This window comes from Aeromonas schubertii, assembly GCF_000820105.1.
Classification (GTDB): Bacteria; Pseudomonadota; Gammaproteobacteria; order Enterobacterales; family Aeromonadaceae; genus Aeromonas; species Aeromonas schubertii.
In genome coordinates, this window is the sequence record NZ_CDDB01000011.1 from 149508 (window position 1) to 171266 (window position 21759).

24 protein-coding genes are annotated in these 21759 nt (G+C 64.5%); 7 read left to right on the top strand and 17 right to left on the bottom strand.

All coding sequences use genetic code 11. The features are described from left to right. Positions 1-53: 53 nt before the first annotated feature. The 7 genes from BN1133_RS03135 to BN1133_RS03165 all read right to left on the bottom strand — a co-directional run bounded on the left by BN1133_RS03135 (position 54) and on the right by BN1133_RS03165 (position 5000). Positions 54-623: a nucleotidyltransferase family protein gene (locus BN1133_RS03135; RefSeq protein ID WP_050665095.1), complete on the bottom strand. Its 570-nt coding sequence runs from the start codon at positions 621-623 to the stop codon at positions 54-56. After that, the gene (locus BN1133_RS03140) at positions 610-870 is read right to left on the bottom strand and encodes a GNAT family N-acetyltransferase (protein ID WP_050665096.1); all 261 of its coding nucleotides are present in this window, start codon (positions 868-870) and stop codon (positions 610-612) included. The genes BN1133_RS03135 and BN1133_RS03140 overlap by 14 nt, the downstream gene beginning before the upstream one ends. Positions 871-933: 63 nt before the next feature. Continuing rightward, positions 934-1233, bottom strand: coding sequence for a DUF134 domain-containing protein (locus BN1133_RS03145; RefSeq protein WP_050665097.1), 300 nt, complete (start codon positions 1231-1233; stop codon positions 934-936). Positions 1234-1292: 59 nt separating this feature from the next. Beyond that, on the bottom strand, positions 1293-2483 hold the full coding sequence (locus BN1133_RS03150; protein ID WP_050665098.1) for an iron-containing alcohol dehydrogenase: 1191 nt from the start codon (positions 2481-2483) through the stop codon (positions 1293-1295). Positions 2484-2493: 10 nt separating this feature from the next. After that, on the bottom strand, positions 2494-3003 hold the full coding sequence (locus BN1133_RS03155; RefSeq protein WP_050665099.1) for an SCP2 sterol-binding domain-containing protein: 510 nt from the start codon (positions 3001-3003) through the stop codon (positions 2494-2496). Further along, on the bottom strand, positions 3000-3572 hold the full coding sequence (locus tag BN1133_RS03160; RefSeq protein WP_050665100.1) for a TetR/AcrR family transcriptional regulator: 573 nt from the start codon (positions 3570-3572) through the stop codon (positions 3000-3002). Before BN1133_RS03160 ends, BN1133_RS03155 begins: the two co-directional genes overlap by 4 nt. A gap of 9 nt (positions 3573-3581) precedes the next feature. Continuing rightward, entirely contained in the window at positions 3582-5000 is a 1419-nt protein-coding gene (locus tag BN1133_RS03165) for a coniferyl aldehyde dehydrogenase (RefSeq protein WP_050665101.1), read from the bottom strand. A 233-nt stretch (positions 5001-5233) separates the two neighbouring features. Between BN1133_RS03165 and BN1133_RS03170 the strand changes: the two genes are divergently transcribed. Further along, complete coding sequence (locus BN1133_RS03170) at positions 5234-5524, top strand: hypothetical protein (protein ID WP_050665102.1); 291 nt, start codon at positions 5234-5236, stop codon at positions 5522-5524. A 40-nt stretch (positions 5525-5564) separates the two neighbouring features. Here BN1133_RS03170 and BN1133_RS03175 read toward each other — a convergent pair whose 3' ends face one another. Then, positions 5565-6653 (bottom strand): ketoacyl-ACP synthase III, encoded by a 1089-nt coding sequence (locus tag BN1133_RS03175; RefSeq protein ID WP_050665103.1) that lies wholly within the window; start codon positions 6651-6653, stop codon positions 5565-5567. Positions 6654-6790: 137 nt separating this feature from the next. Between BN1133_RS03175 and BN1133_RS03180 the strand changes: the two genes are divergently transcribed. From BN1133_RS03180 to BN1133_RS03195, 4 genes are all read left to right on the top strand, one after another. Next, on the top strand, positions 6791-7726 hold the full coding sequence (locus BN1133_RS03180) for a LysR family transcriptional regulator (RefSeq protein ID WP_050665104.1): 936 nt from the start codon (positions 6791-6793) through the stop codon (positions 7724-7726). A gap of 148 nt (positions 7727-7874) precedes the next feature. After that, a complete protein-coding gene (locus tag BN1133_RS03185) occupies positions 7875-8477 on the top strand; it encodes a LysE family translocator (protein WP_050665105.1) in 603 nt (200 codons plus the stop codon). 112 nt (positions 8478-8589) lie between these two features. Further along, on the top strand, positions 8590-10422 hold the full coding sequence (locus BN1133_RS03190; protein ID WP_050665106.1) for a peptidase U32 family protein: 1833 nt from the start codon (positions 8590-8592) through the stop codon (positions 10420-10422). Positions 10423-10516: 94 nt separating this feature from the next. Next, positions 10517-11152 (top strand): nucleotidyltransferase family protein, encoded by a 636-nt coding sequence (locus tag BN1133_RS03195; RefSeq protein ID WP_050665107.1) that lies wholly within the window; start codon positions 10517-10519, stop codon positions 11150-11152. Positions 11153-11287: 135 nt separating this feature from the next. On the opposite strand, the gene BN1133_RS03200 is transcribed toward BN1133_RS03195, so the two are convergent. Continuing rightward, entirely contained in the window at positions 11288-12703 is a 1416-nt protein-coding gene (locus BN1133_RS03200; protein ID WP_082177878.1) for a sensor domain-containing diguanylate cyclase, read from the bottom strand. Beyond that, a complete protein-coding gene (locus tag BN1133_RS03205; protein WP_050665109.1) occupies positions 12687-13832 on the bottom strand; it encodes an FIST signal transduction protein in 1146 nt (381 codons plus the stop codon). The genes BN1133_RS03200 and BN1133_RS03205 overlap by 17 nt, the downstream gene beginning before the upstream one ends. Positions 13833-14025: 193 nt before the next feature. Between BN1133_RS03205 and BN1133_RS03210 the strand changes: the two genes are divergently transcribed. Further along, positions 14026-14904 (top strand): class I SAM-dependent methyltransferase, encoded by an 879-nt coding sequence (locus BN1133_RS03210; protein WP_231686231.1) that lies wholly within the window; start codon positions 14026-14028, stop codon positions 14902-14904. On the opposite strand, the gene BN1133_RS03215 is transcribed toward BN1133_RS03210, so the two are convergent. After that, positions 14854-15375: a methylated-DNA--[protein]-cysteine S-methyltransferase gene (locus BN1133_RS03215; RefSeq protein ID WP_050665111.1), complete on the bottom strand. Its 522-nt coding sequence runs from the start codon at positions 15373-15375 to the stop codon at positions 14854-14856. The two genes, BN1133_RS03210 and BN1133_RS03215, sit on opposite strands and share 51 nt — an antisense overlap. Further along, entirely contained in the window at positions 15362-16816 is a 1455-nt protein-coding gene (locus BN1133_RS03220) for an Ada metal-binding domain-containing protein (protein WP_050665112.1), read from the bottom strand. Before BN1133_RS03220 ends, BN1133_RS03215 begins: the two co-directional genes overlap by 14 nt. Positions 16817-16957: 141 nt before the next feature. Between BN1133_RS03220 and BN1133_RS03225 the strand changes: the two genes are divergently transcribed. Continuing rightward, positions 16958-17350: a VOC family protein gene (locus BN1133_RS03225; RefSeq protein ID WP_050665113.1), complete on the top strand. Its 393-nt coding sequence runs from the start codon at positions 16958-16960 to the stop codon at positions 17348-17350. 34 nt (positions 17351-17384) lie between these two features. Here BN1133_RS03225 and BN1133_RS03230 read toward each other — a convergent pair whose 3' ends face one another. From BN1133_RS03230 to BN1133_RS03245, 5 genes are all read right to left on the bottom strand, one after another. Beyond that, positions 17385-18866: a carboxypeptidase M32 gene (locus tag BN1133_RS03230; RefSeq protein WP_050665114.1), complete on the bottom strand. Its 1482-nt coding sequence runs from the start codon at positions 18864-18866 to the stop codon at positions 17385-17387. Between the two features lie 100 nt (positions 18867-18966). Further along, positions 18967-20244: an FAD-dependent oxidoreductase gene (locus tag BN1133_RS03235; protein ID WP_050665115.1), complete on the bottom strand. Its 1278-nt coding sequence runs from the start codon at positions 20242-20244 to the stop codon at positions 18967-18969. After that, a complete protein-coding gene (gene smrA, locus BN1133_RS03240; RefSeq protein ID WP_082177879.1) occupies positions 20241-20822 on the bottom strand; it encodes a DNA endonuclease SmrA in 582 nt (193 codons plus the stop codon). Before smrA ends, BN1133_RS03235 begins: the two co-directional genes overlap by 4 nt. An 88-nt stretch (positions 20823-20910) precedes the next feature. Next, entirely contained in the window at positions 20911-21057 is a 147-nt protein-coding gene (locus BN1133_RS19500) for a DUF3149 domain-containing protein (protein ID WP_082177880.1), read from the bottom strand. Positions 21058-21160: 103 nt separating this feature from the next. Further along, positions 21161-21759 (bottom strand): TraB/GumN family protein (locus BN1133_RS03245; protein WP_050665116.1); only part of this gene is annotated, 599 nt, incomplete at its 5' end.

The window sequence follows — 21759 nt, forward strand, 5'->3', positions numbered from 1 at the left end:
ACTACAGCTTTTTCAAGTGTGCCCAAAGAGGTAACAGAAATGCAATGCCGCCCTCACTGGGCGGGCCAGAGGACTCGCAACCTGGGCCAGAGGTGTAGCCACCCTTTTTCCGTGACGCGCCGGTTGAAGATGGCGGGATCCTGACGGCAGAGGGGGTTGGGGGCGACCACCAGGCTCCAGTTGTGGGAAAGGCCGTGGGGAGCCACCAGGGTCAGGCTGTCGTCCGGCGCCAGTCGGACTCCGACGCAGGTGGGGAGCTCGACCCAGTGGGAGAGGGCGGCGAGGCTGCTCTCGAACGGGGGGAGGTGCTGACGGCGGTGCATCCGCGCCTGGTTGCGTACCTCCCAGCATTGGGCGGGCCAGAGGGCCTGGATGCGGATCTGGTGCTCGGCTTCCCGCTGACCCTCGGGGTCGCTCGGGTCGAGGTAGATGAGATCGATGTCGTTCAAGGGGGTGGGAGTGGGGTGTCCGTGCAGGTGATCCCAGATGAGGTTGCGCACGAAGCCTGCCCCCAGATACCAGTCGGGCAGATTGAGCGTACGGGCCGCCCGCAGACAGCCCAGATGCAGGGGGGAGGCGAGCAGGAGTTGGCGAGTGAGGGCAAAGAGATCACTGCTTGGCATAACGACTCAGCCACACCTCGATATAGCTGCAGGTGGGCACTATCTTGAGCCCCTCGCTCTGGGTCCAGTTGTAGAAGGCGCGGGCGAGCTGGTCGGCTACACCGGCGCTGCGAGCCTCGGGAGGGACGAAGGTGTTGAAGGCCTCCACCGTCGATGCATCGATACGGCGATAGCGCAGTCTGGACTCCTGGCCTTCGACGACACAGACAAACTGGCGTTGATCCTGCTGGTGGACGATCTCGTTCATCGGGTTTCCCTCGAGTTGGCTCGGTTACGCAAAGCATGGTCGCTTGGGGCGAGCAAGTCCATCTCAGAGCGGCTCCTGTTCACTCTCCTGGCGTTGCATCATCAGGGCCTTGCCTTCGGAGAGGCAGCTCACCACCTTGAAGCGGGCGCTCTTTAGCATGTTGGCCAGGGTCTGACGGGAGACCCCCATGGCCACGGCGGCATCCTGCTGCTGCATCCCCTGCAGATCCACCAGGCGCAGGGCCTCGTACTCGTCATCGGCCAGGGTGACCCGCTCCAGCTGGCCCAGGGGGGTGCCGCTTGGCTTGAAGCAGGGGTGGGCCGGCTGGCCACAGATGTGACGGGGTATGCGGGGTCTGGGCATGAGGCCTCCTTCGATAAACGCGCCTATTTAACCCGACCCCGCGGCGCGGTGCAAACGGCTTACCAGCAACGCTCCAGGAGGGTCAGCAGCTCCTCCCGATCGGCATCCTTGCGATTAAACAGCAGGGCGCCGTCATTGATGGCGAGATCCCGGATCTCCACCAGCAGGCTCTGCTCGGTCAGGCCCGCCTCGCGCAGGGTGCGCGGCAACTTGACCCGCTCCCAGAGCAGATCGCGCAGGCGGCAGAGGGCCGTGATGGCGGCGCGGGGGCGCTCCGAGGGCGGGGTGCCGGCATAGTGTTCGGCATCGGTCAGGGCCAGTAGCAGTCGGGTCAGGGCCGGGTCTATGCCGGGGCGGTTGTACTCCAGCACCCAGGGGAGGAAGAGGTTCATGCACAGGCCATGGGGCAGGTGGCAGCGGGCACCCAGGCTGTGACCCAGGGCGTGCACCAGTCCCACCATGGAGTTGGAGAAGGCCATACCGGCCAGGGTCGCCCCCTCGGCCAGGGCCAGACGCAGCTCGGCGTCATCGGGTTTGTCGAGGATCGCGGGCAGTGCCCTGGCTATTTTCTCGACGGCCATCAGGGCCAGCCCCTGGCTGACCGGGTTGGCGCTGTTGCCAATGAGGGACTCGATGGCGTGGGTCATGGCATCCATGGCCGTGGCTGCCGTGATGGGCAGCGGCAGTGACAGGGTCAGGCGCGGATCCAGTACCGCCAGGTTGGGGATGAGGAAGGGAGAGGTGAAGGGCACCTTGCGTCCGCTCTTCTCGTCACGGATCACCGCCACCAGGGTCACCTCGGAGCCGGTGCCCGCCGTGGTGGGCAGCACGGCCAGGGGGTTGAGGGGGCGGGTCAGCAGATCGGCCCCCGACCAGGCCAGCAGGTCGTTCTCCTCTCCCATGGAGACCAGAATATTGACCGCCTTGGCGGTATCGATGACCGAGCCTCCGCCGAGGGCGATAAGGGAGTCGCAACCGAGGCGGCGATAGCGCTCGGCGATGCGCTCGACCACCTGGGTGGAGGAGTCGGGCGGTACCTCATCCTCGATGGCCAGGGCAACCAGGGCGCCGGCGCCCAGGATGTCGTAGACCTTGTCGGCCAACCCGCTGGCGCGGATCCCCTTGTCGGTGATGAGCAGGGGGCGTTCGGCGCCGAGGGCGGCCATGGCGGCAGGCAGCTGCTCGATGGCAGACTCCCCCACCAGCAGTTTGACCGGACAGAAGAACTCGAAATAGCGGCTGTGATCCATGGTGAACTCCTCAGGCGATAAGCAGGCCGGCGCAGATATTGAGGGCGCGGGGCAGTTTGCGCTCGGGGGCGCGGTATTGGCGAAGCAGGGGACGAGCCAGAAACGCCGGCAGCAGCAGGGACTCCAGGGCCTCCAGGGCCCGCACCAGATGCATGGCGGCGGTGAGATCCCCCTCCACGCTCACCCTGCCTTCACAGAAGCTCTGGTTGATGCCGAGGCGAAAGCCCAGCACCCGCAGGGCCGTCTGGGGGTGTTTGAAGGTCATGCTAAGAGAGGGGGTTGAGTGGCTCACGTGCCAGCTCTCCCCCCGTTTTTGCAAGGTGAGGTGGCAGCTTAGCCCCCGCACCTTGAGCTGAAAGCAGAAGCCGTCGGGCAGGGGCGCCAGCTCCCGTGAGACCACGGGGTCAACCCGGGCGGCGCGGGAGAGGGTGCGCCCCATGCCCCACATCAGGAGCGAGATCAGGGTGCGCTTACCCTGCCAGGCCAGGGTAGAGAGGGGGAGGGACAGGGCTTTGCTCATGATGCACTCCTTGCGATGGCATGCCAGAAGAGGTCGAAGGCCGCCTGATGCCACTCGGGATCGCGTGAGCACTCGGGCTCGGCGACGAACAGAGCGGCGCAGGCGAGAAATTGTCCCTGGCATGCCTCCATCAGCAGCGGCAGGGGGCAGGGACGTACCACCCCCTGCCGGATCCCCTCCTCGAGGAGGATGGGCAGGAAGGTGAGGCTCTCGTTGATGATGCGGCTGCGCAGTGCCAGGGGCAGGGCCGCCGAGTGAAAGAAGCCAAGCAGGAAACGCAGCTCCCTGGGGTGGGCCAGCAGCCAGCTCATGGTCCCCTCCCAGTAGTGATAGGCCTGCGCCTTGAGGGGAAGCGTCTCCTCGGGGGGGGCCAGGGCGGCGGCGAGCCGCCCCTTGATCTCCTGATAGAGGCAGAGGATGAGTGCCTCCTTGTTGGGAAAGTGGTGGAACAGGGTTCCGTTAGCCACCCCTGCCGCCTTGGCGATGCGGGCGGTGGCGGCACCGGCCGTTCCCTCCTCGGCGCAGAGAGTGAGGGCGGCATCGAGGATCTGACTGCGCTTGTCCTGCATGCTCCCCTCCTAGCGCATGAAGAAGCGCAGCATCAGGCGCTGCAACCAGCCGTAGGGAGGATGGACCAGGCCACCGGTGGAGAGGCGACCGCGGCGCAGCACCGTCTTGGCCTTGGAGAAGGTAAGGAAGCCCTCGTGGCCGTGGTAGTGACCCATGCCGGAGGGGCCTATCCCCCCGAACGGGGCATCGTCGGCGGCCACGTGAAAGACGGTCTCGTTGATGGCCATGCCACCGGCGTGTACCTCCTCCACCACCCGTCGGGTCAGCGCCTCATCCAGGCTCATCAGGTAGCAGGCCAGCGGCCTCGGACGGGCGCGAATGTAGTCGAGCGCCTCGTCCAGGGTGTCGTAGGGAATGATGGGGAGCAGAGGGCCGAAGATCTCCTGCTCGAGCAGGGTGCAGCGCTCGGGCAGGTTCCACAGCAGGTGCGGCACCATGCGGTGTTGCTCGGGATCCATCCCCGGCTCGGCCACGCTGGCCACCTCGGCGCCCGCCGCTTTTGCCTCCTCCAGCCAGGCGCTGAGACGCTGGAAGTGAGTCTGATTGATGAGGCTGGTGTAGTCGGGACTCCCCAGTCCCTTGGGATAACGACGCAGGAAGGCGCGGCGGAAGGCCTCTGCCAGCGCCTCTTCCTGGCCACGGGGCAGCAGCAGGTAGTCGGGGGCGACACAGATCTGGCCCGCATTGAGGCACTTGCCATAGATGATCCGCTCCACCGCCAGATCCAGCGGCATATCGGGGGCAATGAGACAAGGGGACTTGCCGCCAAGCTCCAGGGTCAAGGGGGTGAGGTGCTGGCTCGCGGCCGCCATCACCTTGCGCCCGACGGCGGTTGAGCCGGTGAAGATGAGGTGATCAAAGGGCAGGGCACTAAATTGGGCCGCCACCTCGGGCCCCCCCTCCACCACGGCGACTTCGTCTTCATCGAACCGCTCGGCCAGCAGCTGCCGCAGCACGGCATTGGTGGCCGGGGTGAACTCGGAGAGCTTGATGATGGCCCGGTTGCCGGCCGCCAGGGCGGTAATGAGCGGGCCAATGGAGAGCATCACCGGAAAATTCCAGGGCACCATGATGCCCACGACCCCCAGCGGTTGGTAGTGCACCCTGACCGAGGCCGGGGCCAGCAGCAGGCCGGCATGGCGGCGGCTGGGTGCCATCCAGCGGCGCAGGCGGCGGCGGGTGTAGTTGATCTGCAGCACGCAGGGCAGCAGATCCGAGATGCGGGTGTCGAAGGCGCTGCGCTGGCCATAGTCCTGAGCGAGGGCCTCCTCGAGGCGTTTGCCCTCTGTAAGTAGTCCCTCCTTGAGCCGTGCGAGGGCTTCCTGGCGCTGCTTGAGAGAGGGATAGGGGGTAGCGGCGAAGGCCTGACGCTGGCACTCCAGCAAGGTGTCAATAGGGGCCGCATTCCATACCGGGGCCTGGGTCATGGTCATCTCCTGCAACAAAACCGACTGATTGGTCGGTTGAAATCTAGACAAGGAGATTTCCTTTGTAAAGGCGGGTGAGCATTTTATTCAGCTGGCATCAAGCGAAGCCCCTTTGAGGATAGAGGACGGGCTCTGGAAGTGTGGCTTCAAACACAATTCTGTTATTAATGGCTGTGCTGCCGCCGCGCCAGGAGGTAGCTTGGAGCAAGTGGATACCTATAAGGAGATAGATTATGACGGTGGAGCGACTGCTGACCCAACTGGATGAGGTGATCGACCGCATGCCCGAGAGTTTCAATACCTACGAGCTGGTACAGCGCCTCTCGGCCCTCTATCCCGCCGACTACTTTGCGGCTGGTCACGCCCTGGCCCAGGGGGGCGATCCCCATGCCCTGCATGCCCTCCACAATGCGGTGGCGGCGCACCTGGCCGGGGGAGAGCGGGTGATAGAGGGGGCGCATCTTCCCTGCACCACCCCCTGGGGAGAGCGCAGCAGCTCGCCGCGCTGGCACCGCAAGCACTAAACGACGAGGCCCCGCAGTGCGGGGCCTCGTGTTTGGGGGGTTAACCCTGATTGGCGGGGGCGGCGTTGCACCCTTCGACGGCGGCGCGGATGAGATCCAGCGCGCTCGCCTCGCAGGGGGGGAGCTCCTCGTCGCAGGTGGCGATCGGGGTGACCCGCTCGCCCCACTTGATGAGGCCGGCGCCCCAGGTCAGCCCGGCGCCAAAGGCGGCGGTCAGCAGGTAGCTGCCAGGCTTGACGCGCCCTTGCTCGAGGGCCTCGCACAGGGCGATGGGCACGGTGGCGGCCGAGGTGTTGCCGTAGTGCTCGATGTTGACCATCACCTTGTCCATGTCGGCGTTCATACGCTTGGCGAGGAACTCGATGATGCGCACGTTGGCCTGGTGCGGCACCAACAGATCGATTTGCTCGGGGGCGATGCCGGCCTGGGCCAGCACGGTGGCGGTTGCCTCACCCATGCCGCGCACGGCGCGTTTGAAGATCTCCTGACCCTCGAAGTTGAAGATGTAGTGGCCATCGGTGTCGGCGAAGCGCACCCGATCAGAGCCAAAGTTCGGCACGTGCAGGATCTCGCGCGCCTCGCTGTCACTGCCGAGCTTGTTGGCGATGAGGCCGGACTCCTGTTCGCTTGCCTCTACCACCACGGCACCGGCACCGTCGCCAAACAGCACGGCAGTATCGCGGCGGGCCCAGTCCAGCAGGTAGGTGAGACGCTCGGCGCCGATCACCAGGATCTTCTTCATCATGCCGCTCTGGATGAGGGAGGTGGCCACCGACAGGGAGTAGACGAAGCCGGTGCAGGCGGCATTGAGATCGAACACGGCGGCACGGTGGGCGCCGAGGGCCTGCTGCACGGCGGAGGCACTGTTTGGCACCAGTGTGCCCGGGGTGGCGGTGGCCAGTATGATGGCGTCGAGTTCGGTGGCATCGAGGCCGGCGCAGGCCAGGGCGCGGCGGGCGGCCAGGGTGGCCAGCTCGCTCTGGCTCACGTGGGAGACGCGGCGCGCCTTGATGCCGGTGCGCGGATAGATCCACTCATCGGAAGTCTCCATGATGGTGCCGAGATCGTCGTTGGTCAGCACGGCAGGAGGGAGGCACTTGCCCCAGCCGGTTATGTTGGCGTAAGTCATAGGGATACCACGGGTATGCGGGCGGAAAATCGCCCGATTATGCCGCAAAGTAACCCGAGTGTCACAATCCTCTGCGGCTTTCGACGGGGCAGTGAAGCTGCTAGGCTGGCACTCCCGGCCGTCCCATGGGAGCCCCTATGCCCAACCTCAATCTGTTGCCCACCCTCAGGGTATTACTCGAGACGCGCAACGTGAGCCGCGCTGCCGAGGTGTTACACCTGAGTCAGCCCTCCATCAGCAAACAGCTGGGTCAGCTGCGCCGCGAGTTCGGCGATCCCCTGCTGGTGCGCGAGGGACAGCGCTGGTTGTTGACCCCAAGGGCAGAGGGGCTGGCGGCCGAGCTGGATGGCTCCCTTGGTGCCCTCGAGCGACTCTATGCCGCCCCCACCTTCGAGCCTGCTGACTGTCGCCGGGTGTTTCGCTTCGCCTCTTCCGATTACGTGGCCCAGCATATCTTTCCGCAGATTTGCGTCGCCCTGGCCGAGCAGGCACCCCATGCGACCATCGACTACCAGCTGTGGGAGAAAGGGCAGTTGCCGCGTCTGTGGGAGCTCGATCTCGACCTGGTCTCCACCATCACGGACGAGGTACCGGATCAGATCTGTGGCCGCCAGCAGGGGAGCGATCATCTGGCGGTGCTGATGGGGGCCCATCACCCCCTGGCGGGCTCCTCCCTGACTCTGGAGGATTATCTCGCCTGGCCCCATCTGCAGGTGAGCGGAGGCGGCGACAAGGAGAGCCCGGTCGAGCTGGTGCTCGCCTCACTCGGTCGCAGCCGGCGCTGGTTTGCCAGGGTTCCCTTCTTTCAGGCTGCGGTGGAGGTCTTGCTGCGCACCGACTGCCTGCTCACCATTCCGGCCCATATTGCCTGGCTGCTGGCCGAGCGCCATCCGCTTGCCTTCACCGCCTTGCCGTTTGACACCCGGTCTCAGCGCTATCACCTGCTGTGGCACCGTCGTCACCAGCAGGATCCCGCTCATCGTTGGCTGCGGGAGCTGGTGTGGCCCATTCTGAGTGGCCACTTGCAACAGGGGGTGGCGCAGAGCCGGCGGGTACTGGGCAACCCATGCTGAGCACCGGCTTGCAGAGGCGGCCAGCCGGGTTGGTCGTCTTTGGTATTGCCATAAGTTATGGCTTGTATGAAATAGTTTTATTTTGTGCATAGCACCAACTTTGTCACAGTGTGGCCATACCAAGGCGATTGCAAATGGAGCATCAAAGATGGAGTGGAGTAGCTGGTTGGCCCTGGCCGCCATCTGTGTCATGGGGGCCGTGAGCCCGGGTCCGAGCCTGGCCCTGATCATTCGCAACACGGTCGGCGGTGGGCGCGGCAACGGCGTGGCCACGGCTCTGGGTCACGGTCTCGGGGTTGGCCTCTATGCGCTCATTACCGCCATGGGGCTGGCGCTGCTTATCACCAAGACCCCGCTGCTGTTTGACGGGATCCGCTATGGCGGGGCCGCCTTTCTCGCCTGGCTCGGGGTCAGGGCGCTGTTCGCCAGGGGGGGGCCGGCGGCGGCCGATGAGCACCAGGGGAGTAGCCGGCGCGGCGCGCTGGAGGGGTTTATGGTCGCCTTTCTCAACCCCCAGCTCGCCATCTTCTTCGTGGCGCTGTTCAGCCAGTTTGTGCACCAGCAGACCGGTTGGCGCGAGGGGGGCATCATGATGCTCACCGCCGGCGGCATCGATGCGCTCTGGTATCTGCTGGTGGCCCTCGGCCTCTCCCACGGCCCCGTGCTGGCCTGGTTGCACCGCAAGGCTTCGATGATCAACAAGGCGAGCGGCCTGGTGCTGCTGGGGTTGGCGGTCAAGGTGGTGGCCTAGGATAAAGGTGAATACACAAGGCATCTTTATCCCTATAAATTAAGCGGGATCAAGACACAGAGGGGGAGGGGAGGCTACACTCTCCTCCCCTTTTTCTCGCCTGAACTCTCCCATGCACAGCCATCGACTCGAGCTGCTCGCTCCCGCCAAGACGCTGGAGTACGGCATTGAAGCCATCAATCACGGCGCCGACGCCGTCTATATCGGTGGGCCCGCCTTCGGTGCCCGCAGTGCCGCCGGCAATACGGTGGCCGATATCGAGGCGCTGGCCCGCCATGCCCACCGCTTCGGAGCCCAGGTCTTCGTCGCCTGCAATACCCTGCTCTATGACCATGAGCTGGAGGCGGCGAGTCGCATGGCTCACGACATCTATCAGGCTGGGGCTGATGCCCTCATCATTCAGGATCTCGGCCTGCTGCAGTGCGACCTGCCACCCATTGCGCTGCACGCCAGCACCCAGACCGACAACCGCACCCCGGAGAAGGTGAAGTTCCTGCAAGATGTGGGGTTTTCACAGGTGGTGCTGGCGCGCGAGCTCTCCCTTGAGCAGATCGGCGCCATCAGCGCGGCCACCAGCGTCCAGCTCGAGTGCTTCATTCACGGTGCCCTGTGCGTCTCCTATAGCGGTCAGTGCAACATCAGCTATGCCCGCACCGGGCGCAGTGCCAACCGGGGCGAGTGCGCCCAGCTCTGTCGCCTGCCCTGCAGCCTGCAGACCCCGGAGGGTGAGGTGCTGGTGGCCGACAAGCACCTTCTCTCTCTCAAGGATATGGATCAGAGCGACAACCTGGAGGCGCTCATCGACGCCGGGGTGCGCTCGTTCAAGATAGAGGGGCGCCTCAAGGAGCTCGGCTATGTGAAGAACGTCACCGCCTGGTATCGCCAGCGGCTCGACGCCATTCTGGCGCGCCGCCCCGATCTCGCTCCGGCCTCGGCCGGGCGCTGCACCTATGCCTTCACCCCCAACCCGAAGAAGAGTTTCAACCGGGGCAGTACCGACTACTTCCTGCATGGTCGCAATATCGATATCGGCTCACCAGATTCGCCAAAGTCCCTCGGTGAGGCCATTGGCCGGGTAAAACGGGTGACCCGCAGCGGTATCGAGCTCGACTCCGGCGTGGTGGTCAACAACGGTGACGGAGTGGCTTTCTTCAACCCCAGGGGGGAACTGGTGGGGGCCCGGGTCAACGAGGTGAGCGGCGGTGAGCTGCGCTTTAGCGATCCATTGCGTGGCCTCAAGCCCGGTAGCGCCCTCTATCGCAACCACGATCAGGCCTTCAGCCGACAGCTGGAGAAAAAGAGCAGCGACAGACGCATCGCCCTCGACCTCGCACTGACGGTGACGGCCGATCGGCTCATCCTCAGGGTCACCGACGAGCAGGGGTTTAATGTGACGTGCGAGGGGCTGGGGGAGTTTGCCCCGGCAGAGCATCCGGAGCGGGCCTCGCAACAGGTGCGCGATCAGCTCGCCAAGCTCGGCAATACCCTGTTTGCCGCTCGCGCCATCGAGGTGGTGTGGGAGCAGCCCCGCTTCGTGCCGGCGGGACTCTTGAACGGCCTGCGCCGGGAGGCGGCCGAACGACTCGAGGCGGCGCGCATCGACGGTTGGCAGCGCCCGGCGCGGCGGGTTGCCATGCGCGAGGCCGTTTATCCGGCCAAGCGGCTCAACTACCTGGGCAATGCCCTCAATCAGGCGGCGGTGGCGTTTTTCCAGGAGCATGGAGTGGGACGGGTGGCTCCCGCCTATGAGGCCGGGGAGGAGCAGGGAGAGGCGGTCCTGATGATCACCAAACACTGCATCCGCTTTAGCCAGCACCTCTGTCACAAGCAGAACCCGGAGATCAAGCCCGAGCCCCTCGAGCTCAAGATGGGCAAGGATACCTTCCGCCTGCGTTTTGACTGTGTGCGCTGCGAGATGCAGGTGCTGGGGAGCCTCAAGCCCTGAGCTCATGGCCCCTGTGTCCCGCCACCCTTTTCGCTTCTCGTCGAGGTGGCCCTGATGCACTATGGGGGCCGCCTCACTGAACAGGGATAGACGAATGAGCATGGATGTGATCTCCCTCGCCCGGGATTATCTGATGGAGCGCTATCGGCCGCACTGCATCATCCTCTACGGCTCTCACGCCCGTGGCGATGCGGGTCCCTCGAGCGATATCGATATCGTCTGTTTTTGTGACGGGGTGGAGGCGCAGCAGGATGCCAGGCCCTTTCACGGCACTTTTCTCGATGGCTGGATTTACCCGGCCACGGCCCTGGGCAGCACAGACCCCGAGTGGTTACGTTTTGCCGGGGGGCAGTTACTGCTCGATCTCACCGGTGAGGGCAAGGGGCTGCTCGAGCGCCTCGATGCCTTGCTCAAGGCCGGGCGTTCACCCATGAGCCCGCAGGAGCGGGCTTCCACCCTGGTGTGGGTCGAGAAGATGGTGGCGCGGGCCGGGTGTGACGAACTCGATGGCCACTACCGCCGCACCTGGCTGCAGTATGAGCTGCTCTCTCTCTATTTTGAGCTGCGCGGTCTCTGGTTTCTCGGCCATAAACAGGGCTTTGCCTATCTGAAAGCGCAGGATCCCGAGACTCATGGCTGTTTTGAGGCAAGCTATCGCCACCCTCTTGATCACAGCCGACTGCGGCAGCTGGTGAAGGCCGTTGTCGGTAGTGGGGACGGGGGCACCTGAGCTCGATGGCGGCAGCGCCGGGTCGGCCCAATGGTCAGCTCAACGGCGGGGGTATAAAAGGAGAGGGGCTGCGTCACAGGCGCTCTCAGGGCGAGGCGGATACGCAAGATATCACCCTGCTATGCGCCCCCATCCCTAACCGGAGCAGTAGCGATTTCGCCCGCGACTCTTGGCCAGATAGAGGCGGTCATCGGCGATATTGAGCAGGGTCTCCAGCCGGTGGCCGGCCTCCTCCCGGGTGGCAATGCCTATGCTGGTGGTAAAGGTGAGCGGCCCCTTCTGCGTCTCTATCCCGCTGTGGGGCAGGGCAGTCAGGATCCTGGCTGCCATCGCTTGCGCTTCCTCTCTCCCTTGCCGCGGTAACAGCAGGGTGAACTCCTCCCCCCCGAAACGGCCAATCAGAGCATCGCTTCCTGCCACGCGTTCCAGCATGCGACAGAAGGCCTTGAGCACCTCATCGCCGACGGCATGGCCATAGGTATCGTTGATCCCCTTGAAGTGATCGAGGTCCATGGAGAGAAGGCTCAAGGGGACGCCGGATGTAAGACAGGACTCCAGCTCGGCCTGGGCCCGGTTGGTGAAGTGGCGCCGGTTGGCGACTCCGGTCAAGGGGTCGGTCTGGGCCAGGCGCCTGAGCTCTCTCTCCATCTGCTTGCGCTCCGATATGTCGCTAAAGGCCTGGGTGAGCAGGGTATGTCCCTTGTGGTGAAACAGGCTGAAGGCGATCTCGACGGCAAACGGCGGGTGGGAGGGAGAACACATGTCCACATCGATACGGCTCTCGCAGGGATGGGGCTCGAAGCTCTGATCGACGGCGGCCAGATACTCCTCGCGAAAGGGGGGGGCGATGAAGCTGTCACAGCACTGTCCCAGCAGATCGTCCTGGCGCATCCCCAGGTGTGTGGCGCAGTAGCTGTTGACCATGATGATCACCCGGTGGGGATCGATGAGCATGATGCCGATCGGTGCCCCGTTGATCAGCTCCTGCAACTGCTTGCTGGAGCGTTTAGACTCTTCCAGCGCCGCATTTTTCAGTCGCTCCACTACCTTGCGTACCGTGATATCGCGAAACAGGATCAGCACCTGCCCACTCTTGAGGGGAGAGCAGCGGAGTTCGATATAGAGAGTCTCGCCATTGCGTTTGAGCCGGCACTCGTGTTGTTCGAGCCGATGGAGCCGGCGGCAGTTATCGAGGTGGGTAAAAAACTGGGGATGTTCCCGAAACAGGGGGAGCGTGTCGATGCAGCTGTATTTTTCGATATCACCAAACAGCTGCGCCAGGTATTGGCCTGGCCGGATGTCGCGGATGACGTTCGTCTCATCGAGCCACAGGCAGGTGTCGGGGAGGGCATCGAGCAGGGTGTTGAGCAAATCGTTACGCTCGTTGAGCTCTTGTGAGCTGATGTCCAGAGAGCGGCCCAATATGGCCTCATCCTCGCTAAAACTTTCATAGGAGTCGTTGACGGCCTCGATAAAGGCTGCCAGCACTTCCGATGGTGGTATACCGTCAGGAAAGCAGCGAGCGAGCTGCCGCTTAAGAAGACGATGCATGCGGGGGCGCTTCCGAAAGGGCCGTGACCGTCATGGTCTGGTTGTGCAACTCGGCGCAGTTGCCCAGTTCAAAGGGAGCTATCTCGCCGTAGGAGTAGTAACCACACACCTGGGCTTGCTTTCCCAGTACCTCTACCACCTGGTCGATCTCGTCGTCTGCCAGTTGCCGCAGCAGCAGACGACGGCCGACACAGCTTATCAATATGATCACCTCGGGCTGACTCGCTTCCCCTTGCTGACAGACGCTGGCGGCCTGGCTTGCCCCCTCGATGAGCGACTCTGCATTGGCCCGCATCATTCTGACGCTCGCTCCCTGAGGGATATCACCGGCGAAGGTGATGCTGCCGCTATGCTCGTCGATGGCGAGCAGAGTCCGAACGACTGTGGTGGGCTTGTTGGCCTCCTGGATCTCCAGTGGATATCTGAGTCCCGCGGCGGGCAGATCGCATCCCAGCTCCCCGAGGTAGCGGCGGTAGACGGTGAGGGCGCTCTCGTGGTCGAGCTCTTTGAGCACATTGCCGTCGGCGGCGGTGACGGTTCGGACGGGACCGAAGGGGGTCCAGCCCCCACGCGAGCCATAGCCGACTCGCAGTCGCTCTCCATAAAAACCGATGGCGACCACCAGATGTGAGGCCAACCTCTCATTGGCAAGCACACTCGTCTCCTTGAAACATTCTCCATCGCCGGCCAGTCCCCCCGTGATGGGTATCGTGGGGTGGGTGTCACAGAGCCCCTTGGTGAGTTCGCTGCCGTTCACCGTGACCCCTTCACTGATGACCATGATGTAACGCAATCCCTCCGAGTCCAGAGCAAGGGCGAGGCGCTGGCCCGCCTGGTAGGAGGCCTTGCGATCATCGATCTCGGCGGTGACGAGGTGCAACCTGACCGAGTCAAACCCGATCAGGGTGGCGATCAGGGTGCCATCCGACGTGCCAAGAGCGGAGATCTCCCCGGCCGTGGTGCAGCCGACCAGCCGGGCCAGGGGTAATGTCTCCCTCAGGGCGTCGATCGCATCGGTAAAGCGCGGCAGATCACCAAACAGAAGAACCAGAGTATTGGCATGGTTAAACGGGGCCAGTTCACCGCCATCCCAGTGTTGGCCGTTCCAGCGAAGTTGAAGGGACGTCATAACCGCTTCCTTTACTGCTATCACTACTGAAGTCTAGACGTGTCATACCGCTCCTGCTCAGGGTGCCGGTGTGTGATCCTCAGGGTGCCGGCGCCGCATCCTGACGCCCTGGTGTGCGGGACCAGAGGAGGGACAACCGATGCCTCCGCGCTTTCCCGCGATGGGTCGTCTATACCAAGGAGCATGGCCAATAATGCGTCACAGGAGAGAGATGACCGGGCTGCAACCTTTCGATGCTGCGCAGTACAAGCGCGCGCAGCGTGCGCAGTGGAACCGGGATGGCGCCGCGTGGCGGCGCTGGAACCCTGTGCTGGATCGCTGGTACGGAGAGGTGACGCGTCTGATGCTCGATAGCGCCGGGATCCGGCCCGGTCAGCGCATCCTCGACATCGCCGCCGGAGCCGGGGAGCCGGCGATCAGTGCCGCCGAGCGGGTCGGGCCCGACGGCGATGTGCTCGCCACCGATCTGTCCGAGGGGATAGTGGCGCTCGCCAGGGAGGAGGTGCACGGGCGCGCTTTGAACCAGGTGGATACCCGGGTGATGGACGGTGAGCGGCTCGATCTGCCGGATGCCACGTTTGACGCCGTGATCTGCCGGCTCGGCCTGATGTACATGCCGCATCCACTCGATGCCTTGCGTGAATGGCGCCGGGCGCTTAAACCCGGTGGCCGGGTTGCCCTGGTGGTCTTCTCCACTCCGGAACACAACGACTGGGGGGCTGTGCCGGCCGCCATTATCCGGCGTCACGCCGGGCTCGCGGCACCTGCCGTCGGGCAGCCCGGCCCGTTCAGCCTGGGGGCGCCGGGCCGGCTTGACGCCTTGCTGCGCGAGGCGGGGTTCGAATTTCCTGTTGTGCGCGCCGTGCCGGTGCCGCACCGGGCAGCCTGCGCCGAGGCGTTTGTGCAAGTCGCCCGGGAGGCGTTTGGGGGGCTCAACGCCATGATGGCGCACCTGCCAGAGGCAGCGCAGCGCACCGCGTGGGACGAGATTGCGCTGGAGATGCGCCGCTTCGAGTCGGCGTCAGGGTTTGAAGTCGGCGGCGAGTGCCTGCTGGCCAGCGCCAGCAAATGAGGCGATCCCTTCGAGTTGCAGCAGGGCCTGCTTGATGCCGAGTCCGCCCGCATAGCCGGTCAGGCGGCCATCTTTGCCGATCACCCGGTGGCACGGGACTATGACTGACAGCGGATTGCGCCCGTTTGCGGCGCCCACCGCGCGGCTCGCGCTCGGCTTGCCAAGGGCGGCGGCCAGCTCCCCATAGCTGCGGGTCTGGCCGTAGGGAATGTCGCACAGGGCCTGCCACACCGCGTGTTGAAACGGCGTGCCGCTCGGGGCGCATGGCACGCTGAACGAGCGCAGTCGTCCGGCGAAGTACTCCCTAAACTCATGAATAAACGGGGTGAGTGCATGCCGGTCACGCAGCCACCCCTCCTGGCTTGGCAGGGCGCGCAGACCATGCAGAAAGTCCACGTGGGCCAGCCCTTGCCGGTTGATGGCCACCAGCAGGGGGCCACATTGGGTGTCCATCACATCAAAGCGGATCATCGGGTGCTCCTTGTCGTGCATCCATCACTGAAAACGGCAGCCTATGGGTGGCCCCATGCCACAGCCAGCTTGCGGCGTAGGCACGCCACGGGCGCCATGGCTCGGCCAGCGCCGTGAGCTCGGCCACCGACAGGCGGCGACCCGGGATCGGGCTCTTCTGCAGCACCAGATCGCTGGCCGGGAACGCATCCGGATCCTGACCGCAGCGCAGGCGCCAGTAAGCGACCGTCCAGGGGCCTATGCCGGGCAGGGCGAGCAGCTCGGCATCTTGCGCCGTCTCCAGGTTCAGGCCACCCAGCAGCGCCTCGGCCAGCCCCTTGAGGGTGCGAACCCGGCTGCCGGTCAGCCCCAGGCCATCCAGGCTCATCGCCTTCAGCTCGGCCGCATCGGGCAGTCGCGGCGCACCAAACAGCTCGGCGCGGCGTGCCACCAGCCGCCCAAGCAGGGTGATGGCTCCTTTCACCGAGATCTGCTGACCTATGATGGCGCGCAGCATCACTTCGAGAGGACTCCAGCCTCCCGGCAGGCGCAGACCGGGGGCCGCCGCAATCCAGGGGGCGAGTCCCCCCTCCTGCAGTCGCGCCACAATGGGGAGTGGATCGGCATCGAGGTCCCATTGGCGACGCACCTTGTGCAGCAGTGCAGGCAACGCCTTGGGAGCAACCCCATAAAAAGTGACCCTGAGGTGATGGCCATCCCCCTGGCACACCTCGATGCGTGCCGGCATCCCGTCATCACCAGGCGCTAAGTGGCGAACGTAGCCGTGTGCACTCACTTCCTCGATATCCTTGATGGCGCGTACCCGAAAGAACGACAGCAAGGCGGCAAAGTCATACGGTGGCCGGTATCCCAGATGCAGTACCAGTCCCTCACCGCAAGCGATCGGATCCACGCGTTTGCGCAAGGCACTCGGGCAGAGACCATAGGCGTTAAGCCAGGCATCGTTGAAGCGGCGCAGGCTGTGAAAACCGGCCGAGAAGGCCACATCGGTGACAGACAAAGAGGTGTCAGTGAGCAGTTGCTTCGCCAGCAACAGTCGCCGGGTCTGCTCCAGCTTGTGCGGGGAGAGGCCAAGATATTGCTCGCACTGGCGCCGCAACGTGCGCGCCGTCATGGCGCAGCGAGCCGCAAGCTCATCCAGAGTCAGATCGGCAAGGTCGCCCCGCTCGATGGCGTTAATGGCTCTCGCCAGCCCGGTCGGCAGGGCGTGGCGCTCTCCCGGAGCAAGCTCGGGACGACAACGTAGACAAGGCCTGAGCCCTGTCTGCTCGGCGGCGGCAGCCGAGAAGAAGTAGCGCACGTTAGCTTCGAGGGGTGGGCGTGCAGGACAGACAGGCCGGCAGTAGATGCCGGTCGAGAGCACGCCGGTAAAGAAGCGGCCATCGAAGCGGGCATCGCGAGCGAGGCGGGCGGCGCGGCACTGCTCAGGGGTCAGCGTCATAACATCTCCTGGGATCATGAACGCAGACTAGAGGCAGAAACACCGCAAGACTAGCCAAAAACGGACGGCAATCGAAAGAAAAGTCGTCGCCCCGGCGCTCAGGGTGTGCGAGGGTAGGGTGACAGGATAAAGGAGGTGGTCATGGCGGGAGCAGCGCGCGCAGGCGCACTCATCTATGTGGCGGATCTTGCGCGGCAGGCGCAGTTTTATCAGGCTCTGCTTGGCATGCAAGTGCTGCATCAGGATGCACAATATGCTGTGCTCGATAACGGGGACACTCAGCTTGTGTTACATCGGATGCCTGCACCTTATGTGGAGCAGATCGTCATCTCAGTGCCACCGACCTTGCGTGAACAGTGTGCCATCAAGCTGTTTTTCTCGGTGCCGAGTCTCGCGCGCGCCGAAGTCAAGGTGGCCGATCTCGGCGGTGGCATGCTCCCCGAGCAGTGGAGTGGCGCCGGCTTTGTGGTGCGTAATGCGTTCGATCCGGAAGGCAATCTGTTTCAGTTGCGTCAGTGGGAGCCGGGCAACTGATATGCAAAGGGCCGCGATGGCGGCCCTGGTTAAATCAACGTCCCAGATAACGCTGCTCCAGATGGCGCCGTAGCCAGTGGGGCGACAGGCTCTCGCCTGTGGCCTGCACCATCAGGGTGTCGGTTGGCAGGAAGCTCGCCTGTTGCCAGATCTTCTGCTTTAGCCAATCGAAGATCGCCGGCAGCTTGCCCGCCGCGATCAGCTCTCCCATCTCGCCGAGATCGCGCTCCAGCGCGAAGCGCAGCTGCGCCGCCGTCATGGCACCCAGAGTGTAACTCGGGAAGTAACCGAACGAGCCGTCGGTCCAGTGGATGTCCTGCATGCAGCCGTCCCGGTAGTTGCCTGCCGTGCTGATCCCGAGCCAGTGGCGCATCTTCTGATCCCACAGCTCAGGGATGTCGCGCACCTCGATGCGCCCTTCCATGAGATCGCGCTCCAGCTCGTAACGCAGAATCACGTGGGCCGGGTAGGTGACCTCGTCAGCGTCGACCCGGATAAAGCCGGGCTCGACCCGGTTATAGAGCCGCTCCAGGTTGGCCGGTGCCAGTGCCGGCTGATCGCCGAAATGGGTGCGGATGTGCGGCGCGATGAGCGACAGAAACGCCGGGTGATGACCAAGCTGCATCTCGCAAAACAGGCTCTGGCTCTCGTGCACGCCCATGGAGCGCGCCTCGCCGGCCGGCTGGCCCAGCCAGTCGCGCGGCAGTCCCTGCTCATAACGGGCGTGGCCTGTCTCGTGGATGATGCCCATCAGGCTCGAGACGAACTCGTCGTCGTTATAGCGGGTGGTCATGCGCACATCGGTCGGCACACCACCACAGAAGGGGTGGGTGCTCACATCCAGGCGGCCGTGGTTGAAGTCAAAGCCGATGATCCCCATCACCTCGAGGCCGAGCGCCTTCTGTTGCTCGACGGGGAAGGGGCCGACCGGTGTGAGTATCGCCGCCCCGCGCTGGCGCTCGGTCACCTCGGTGATGAGCCCGGGCAGCCAGGTGGCAAGATCCCCGAACACCTGATCCAGCCTGGTCACGCTCATGCCCGGCTCATAGAGCGCCAGCATGGCGTCGTAGGGACGCACCCCGAGCGCCTCGGCACGCAGCCGGGCGACCTCGCGGGACAGGCGCACCACCTCCTCGAGGTTCGGGGCAAAGCCGGCCCAATCGTTCTCTTTGCGCTGACGGCGCCAGGCGTGTTCGCACTTGCTGCCGGCCAGGGAGAGGGCCTCGACCAGATCGGCCGGCAGCAGGCGCGCATCCTGCCAGTGGCGGCGGATCTCGTGCAGGTTCGCCTGCTGTGGTGGGCTCAGGGATTCCCCCTCGGCCGCGGCAATCCAGTCGCCCACGTCGGGGGCGGTTTGCTTCTCGTGCAGCAGCACCTCGAGCTCTGCCATGGCCTCGGCACGGGCATCATTGCCCCCCTCCGGCATCATGGTGGCCTGATCCCAGCCGCAGATGGCGGCCAGGTGTTGCAGGCGGTGGATCTGTTGCTGGTGTTGTTCAAGCTTTTGATATGACATCTGTTGTTATTTCCTTGTCGATGCTTTCCTGGCCCCGGTGATGCCGAGAGGCCTGGCCTATCACGGGCCTGGCCCCGGTGATGCCGGGAAGCCTAGCCTATCACGGGGCGCCTCCCTTGCCGAGGCGTCGACCCAGATAGCGCCCCAGGGTGAGCAGGGGCAGGGTTGGGGGTAGGCCCCAGGGCTCGGGGATCAGCGAGGCGTCGCACAGATGCAGACCGCGAAGGCGCGTCTCCAGCCCCTCGTCCAGATGCTCGCCGAGGGCCACGCTGCCACCGGGATGGGCGGCAAACGGGTGGCTGCACACCAACCGGGTTGCCCCCGCCTGGCACAAGATGGCTTCGGCCTGTTGCCGGCCGATGGCCAGCACCTGTTTGTCCTGCCCGCTCAGGCTCTTGACTGGCCACTCCAGGGGGCCGACACGTCCGGTCAGGCTGTCCCGTCCCTTGACCATGAGGCAGAGGCTTCGGTGCGGGTCGATGCGTCGTCCCACCTGAGCGGCAAAGAGATGCAGCAGGGGAGCCGGCAGGGCGAGATCCGTCAGCAGGTAACCCTGCTCGGGGGCGTGCAGGCCAAAGACCATGGGGAGTTCGCGCCCCGAGCCGGGGGCGGTGGGCAGCTCTCCCATCACCGCCAGCACAGGATCGACAAACAGGGACTCGCCCACCTCGGTGAGCCCGCTTCGGCGCAAGATCGCCGGGCTGCCGAGCCCGCCGGCCGCGACGATAACCCGGTTGGCCCAGGCCTCCTGCCAGCGTCCTCCCTGGCGATAACGTACTCCGACCGCGCGCCCCTGCCGCTCGATCACCCGCTCCACCCGGGCACCGGTCTCGAAACGAGCCCCGAGTCTGACCGCCTCCTGTACCCAGAGCCCGGGGTGCCACTTGGCCTGGAATGGGCAGCCATAGGTACAGCGGTGGCAGTCGCTGCGGCAGTTTGCCTGTTCGATGAGCTTCTCCTGAGCTTGCCAGGGGAGTTTGAGAGCGAGCGCCGCCTCGCGCAGCAGGTGGGCACGGGGGCCGATCAGCGACGCCTTGAGGGGGGCGATGGGCAGCTCTGCACGCACGGCGGCAAGATCTTGCGCCAAGTCGATACCATGGCGCCGAAACAGGCTCAAGGGGGGGTCGCCTGCGGTGGCGTAGTTGATAAAGCCTGAGCCACCCGGGGTGAGGGCGCGCATGATGAGCATGCCGTCTTTGCTGATGAAACTGCTCTGGCCCGGTATGCAGGCCATGGGTAGCAGGCGGGAAAAGGTGCCGCACTGTTTGGGGGCCTGGCCCCGCTCCAGCACCAGTACCCTGGCACCCTCACGGGCCAGGGTGAGGGCAACCGAGGCACCGCCCGGGCCGCTTCCCACGACGATGGCATCGACCTTCATCCCAACCTCCTCATGTGGCGCTCCCGGTTTTCCGCCTTCTTGCGCTCGCTCTTTTTCAGCAGCACATAGAGGGCGCCACTGCCGCCATGGCGGCGCTCGGCACTGTGGATGGCCATCACCTCGGGGATCCGGGGCAGCCAGGCGCTCACATAGCTCTTGAGCAGGGCCTGGGGCTGGCTACGCTCGCCCTTGCCGTGCAGGACCAGCACGGCGCGGATGTCCCGCTCCTGACAGTCGCGCACAAATTGCAGCAGCACCATGCGCGCCTCACGCAGGGTGTGCTGATGCAGATCCAGGCAGGCCTGCAACTCGTACTTACCGAGACGCAGTTTCTTGTAGACCCCCTCCTGAACACCGTCACGCTTGAAGCCGACCGAATCATCGGGGCGCAGCATGTCGACGGCTTCCATGGAGAGATAGTCGAGATCGCAACCCTGCGTGCCCATGGCGGCATCGCGCCGGGCGAGCTGGGCATCGCTCGGGAGGTGGGCGGTTGGGGGTGTTTGGACACGGTCGGAGCTAATTGGCTTGACGCCGCTCATCTCCGCCATAAACAACTGATGCTCGTCGTGGTGCACGGCGATGGTTCCTGGCAGTTTTTGCCAGAGTATACCGCCGCGCCCCGACAGGAAAAACCGTGGCGGGCAGGAGGCCTGCCCGTGGTGACTAGTGCCCCTGCTTGGGTTCGTCGTGGTTGATCTTGTAGATGAAGTAGCCGGCGTAGAAGCAGACCAGCAGTATGGTGAAGATGATGACCAGCATGGACATCAGGCCCACGTCATTGCCAAACATCAGCTGCATCCAGAACTCCATGATTGACTCCTCTTCCTTGGGGGATGAGAAGCATCATGGATGCATCTTAACCGTATGAAACTGATCTCGATCAAGGGTCAATGACGCCTATTTAATCGGTGCCTTAATTTGTGACGGGCTTCACTTGGTAACCACTTCTCTTCGCCCCCTCCAGCAGGCCGTCGGCCCCATAGAGATGCAGCGCTCCCACCACCACCAGGCTCTGTGCAGGCAGGGTGGGGAATTTGGCCAGCCAGCGGCGGTTGCGCTCGGCCAGCAGTTTTTGTTCGAGCCAGACCTGCAGCTCGGCGGGGCCCATCTCCTCGCGCAGCAAGGCGGTGAGGGTCTTCTCATCCCCCGCCTGCCAGGCCTTGAGTACCTGCTCGAAGGTCTCCTTGAATCCGGTCAGCTCGTCGAGGGTGCCTGACAGCATCGCCTCCTGATATGGGGCCACGCTGGCGAGATAACCGAGCTGCTCGGCAAAGCCTTCCAGTCCGATGACCGGTTTGCCCTCTTTGCCTGCCAATTCGAGGAAGTGGTTGTCGATGCCGAGGGCAGGATTGAAACCGTGGCGAGTGATGGCCGCCTGGGTCAGGGTGAGGGCGACAAACCAGGGCTGCAGCCCCTCCAGCCCTTCCGGGGAGAGTCCCACATCGCGAGCGGCGGTGGTCAACCTCTGATGCAGGGGGGCGGGTAGCACCTGGCGCAGGGTCTGCGGAGGGG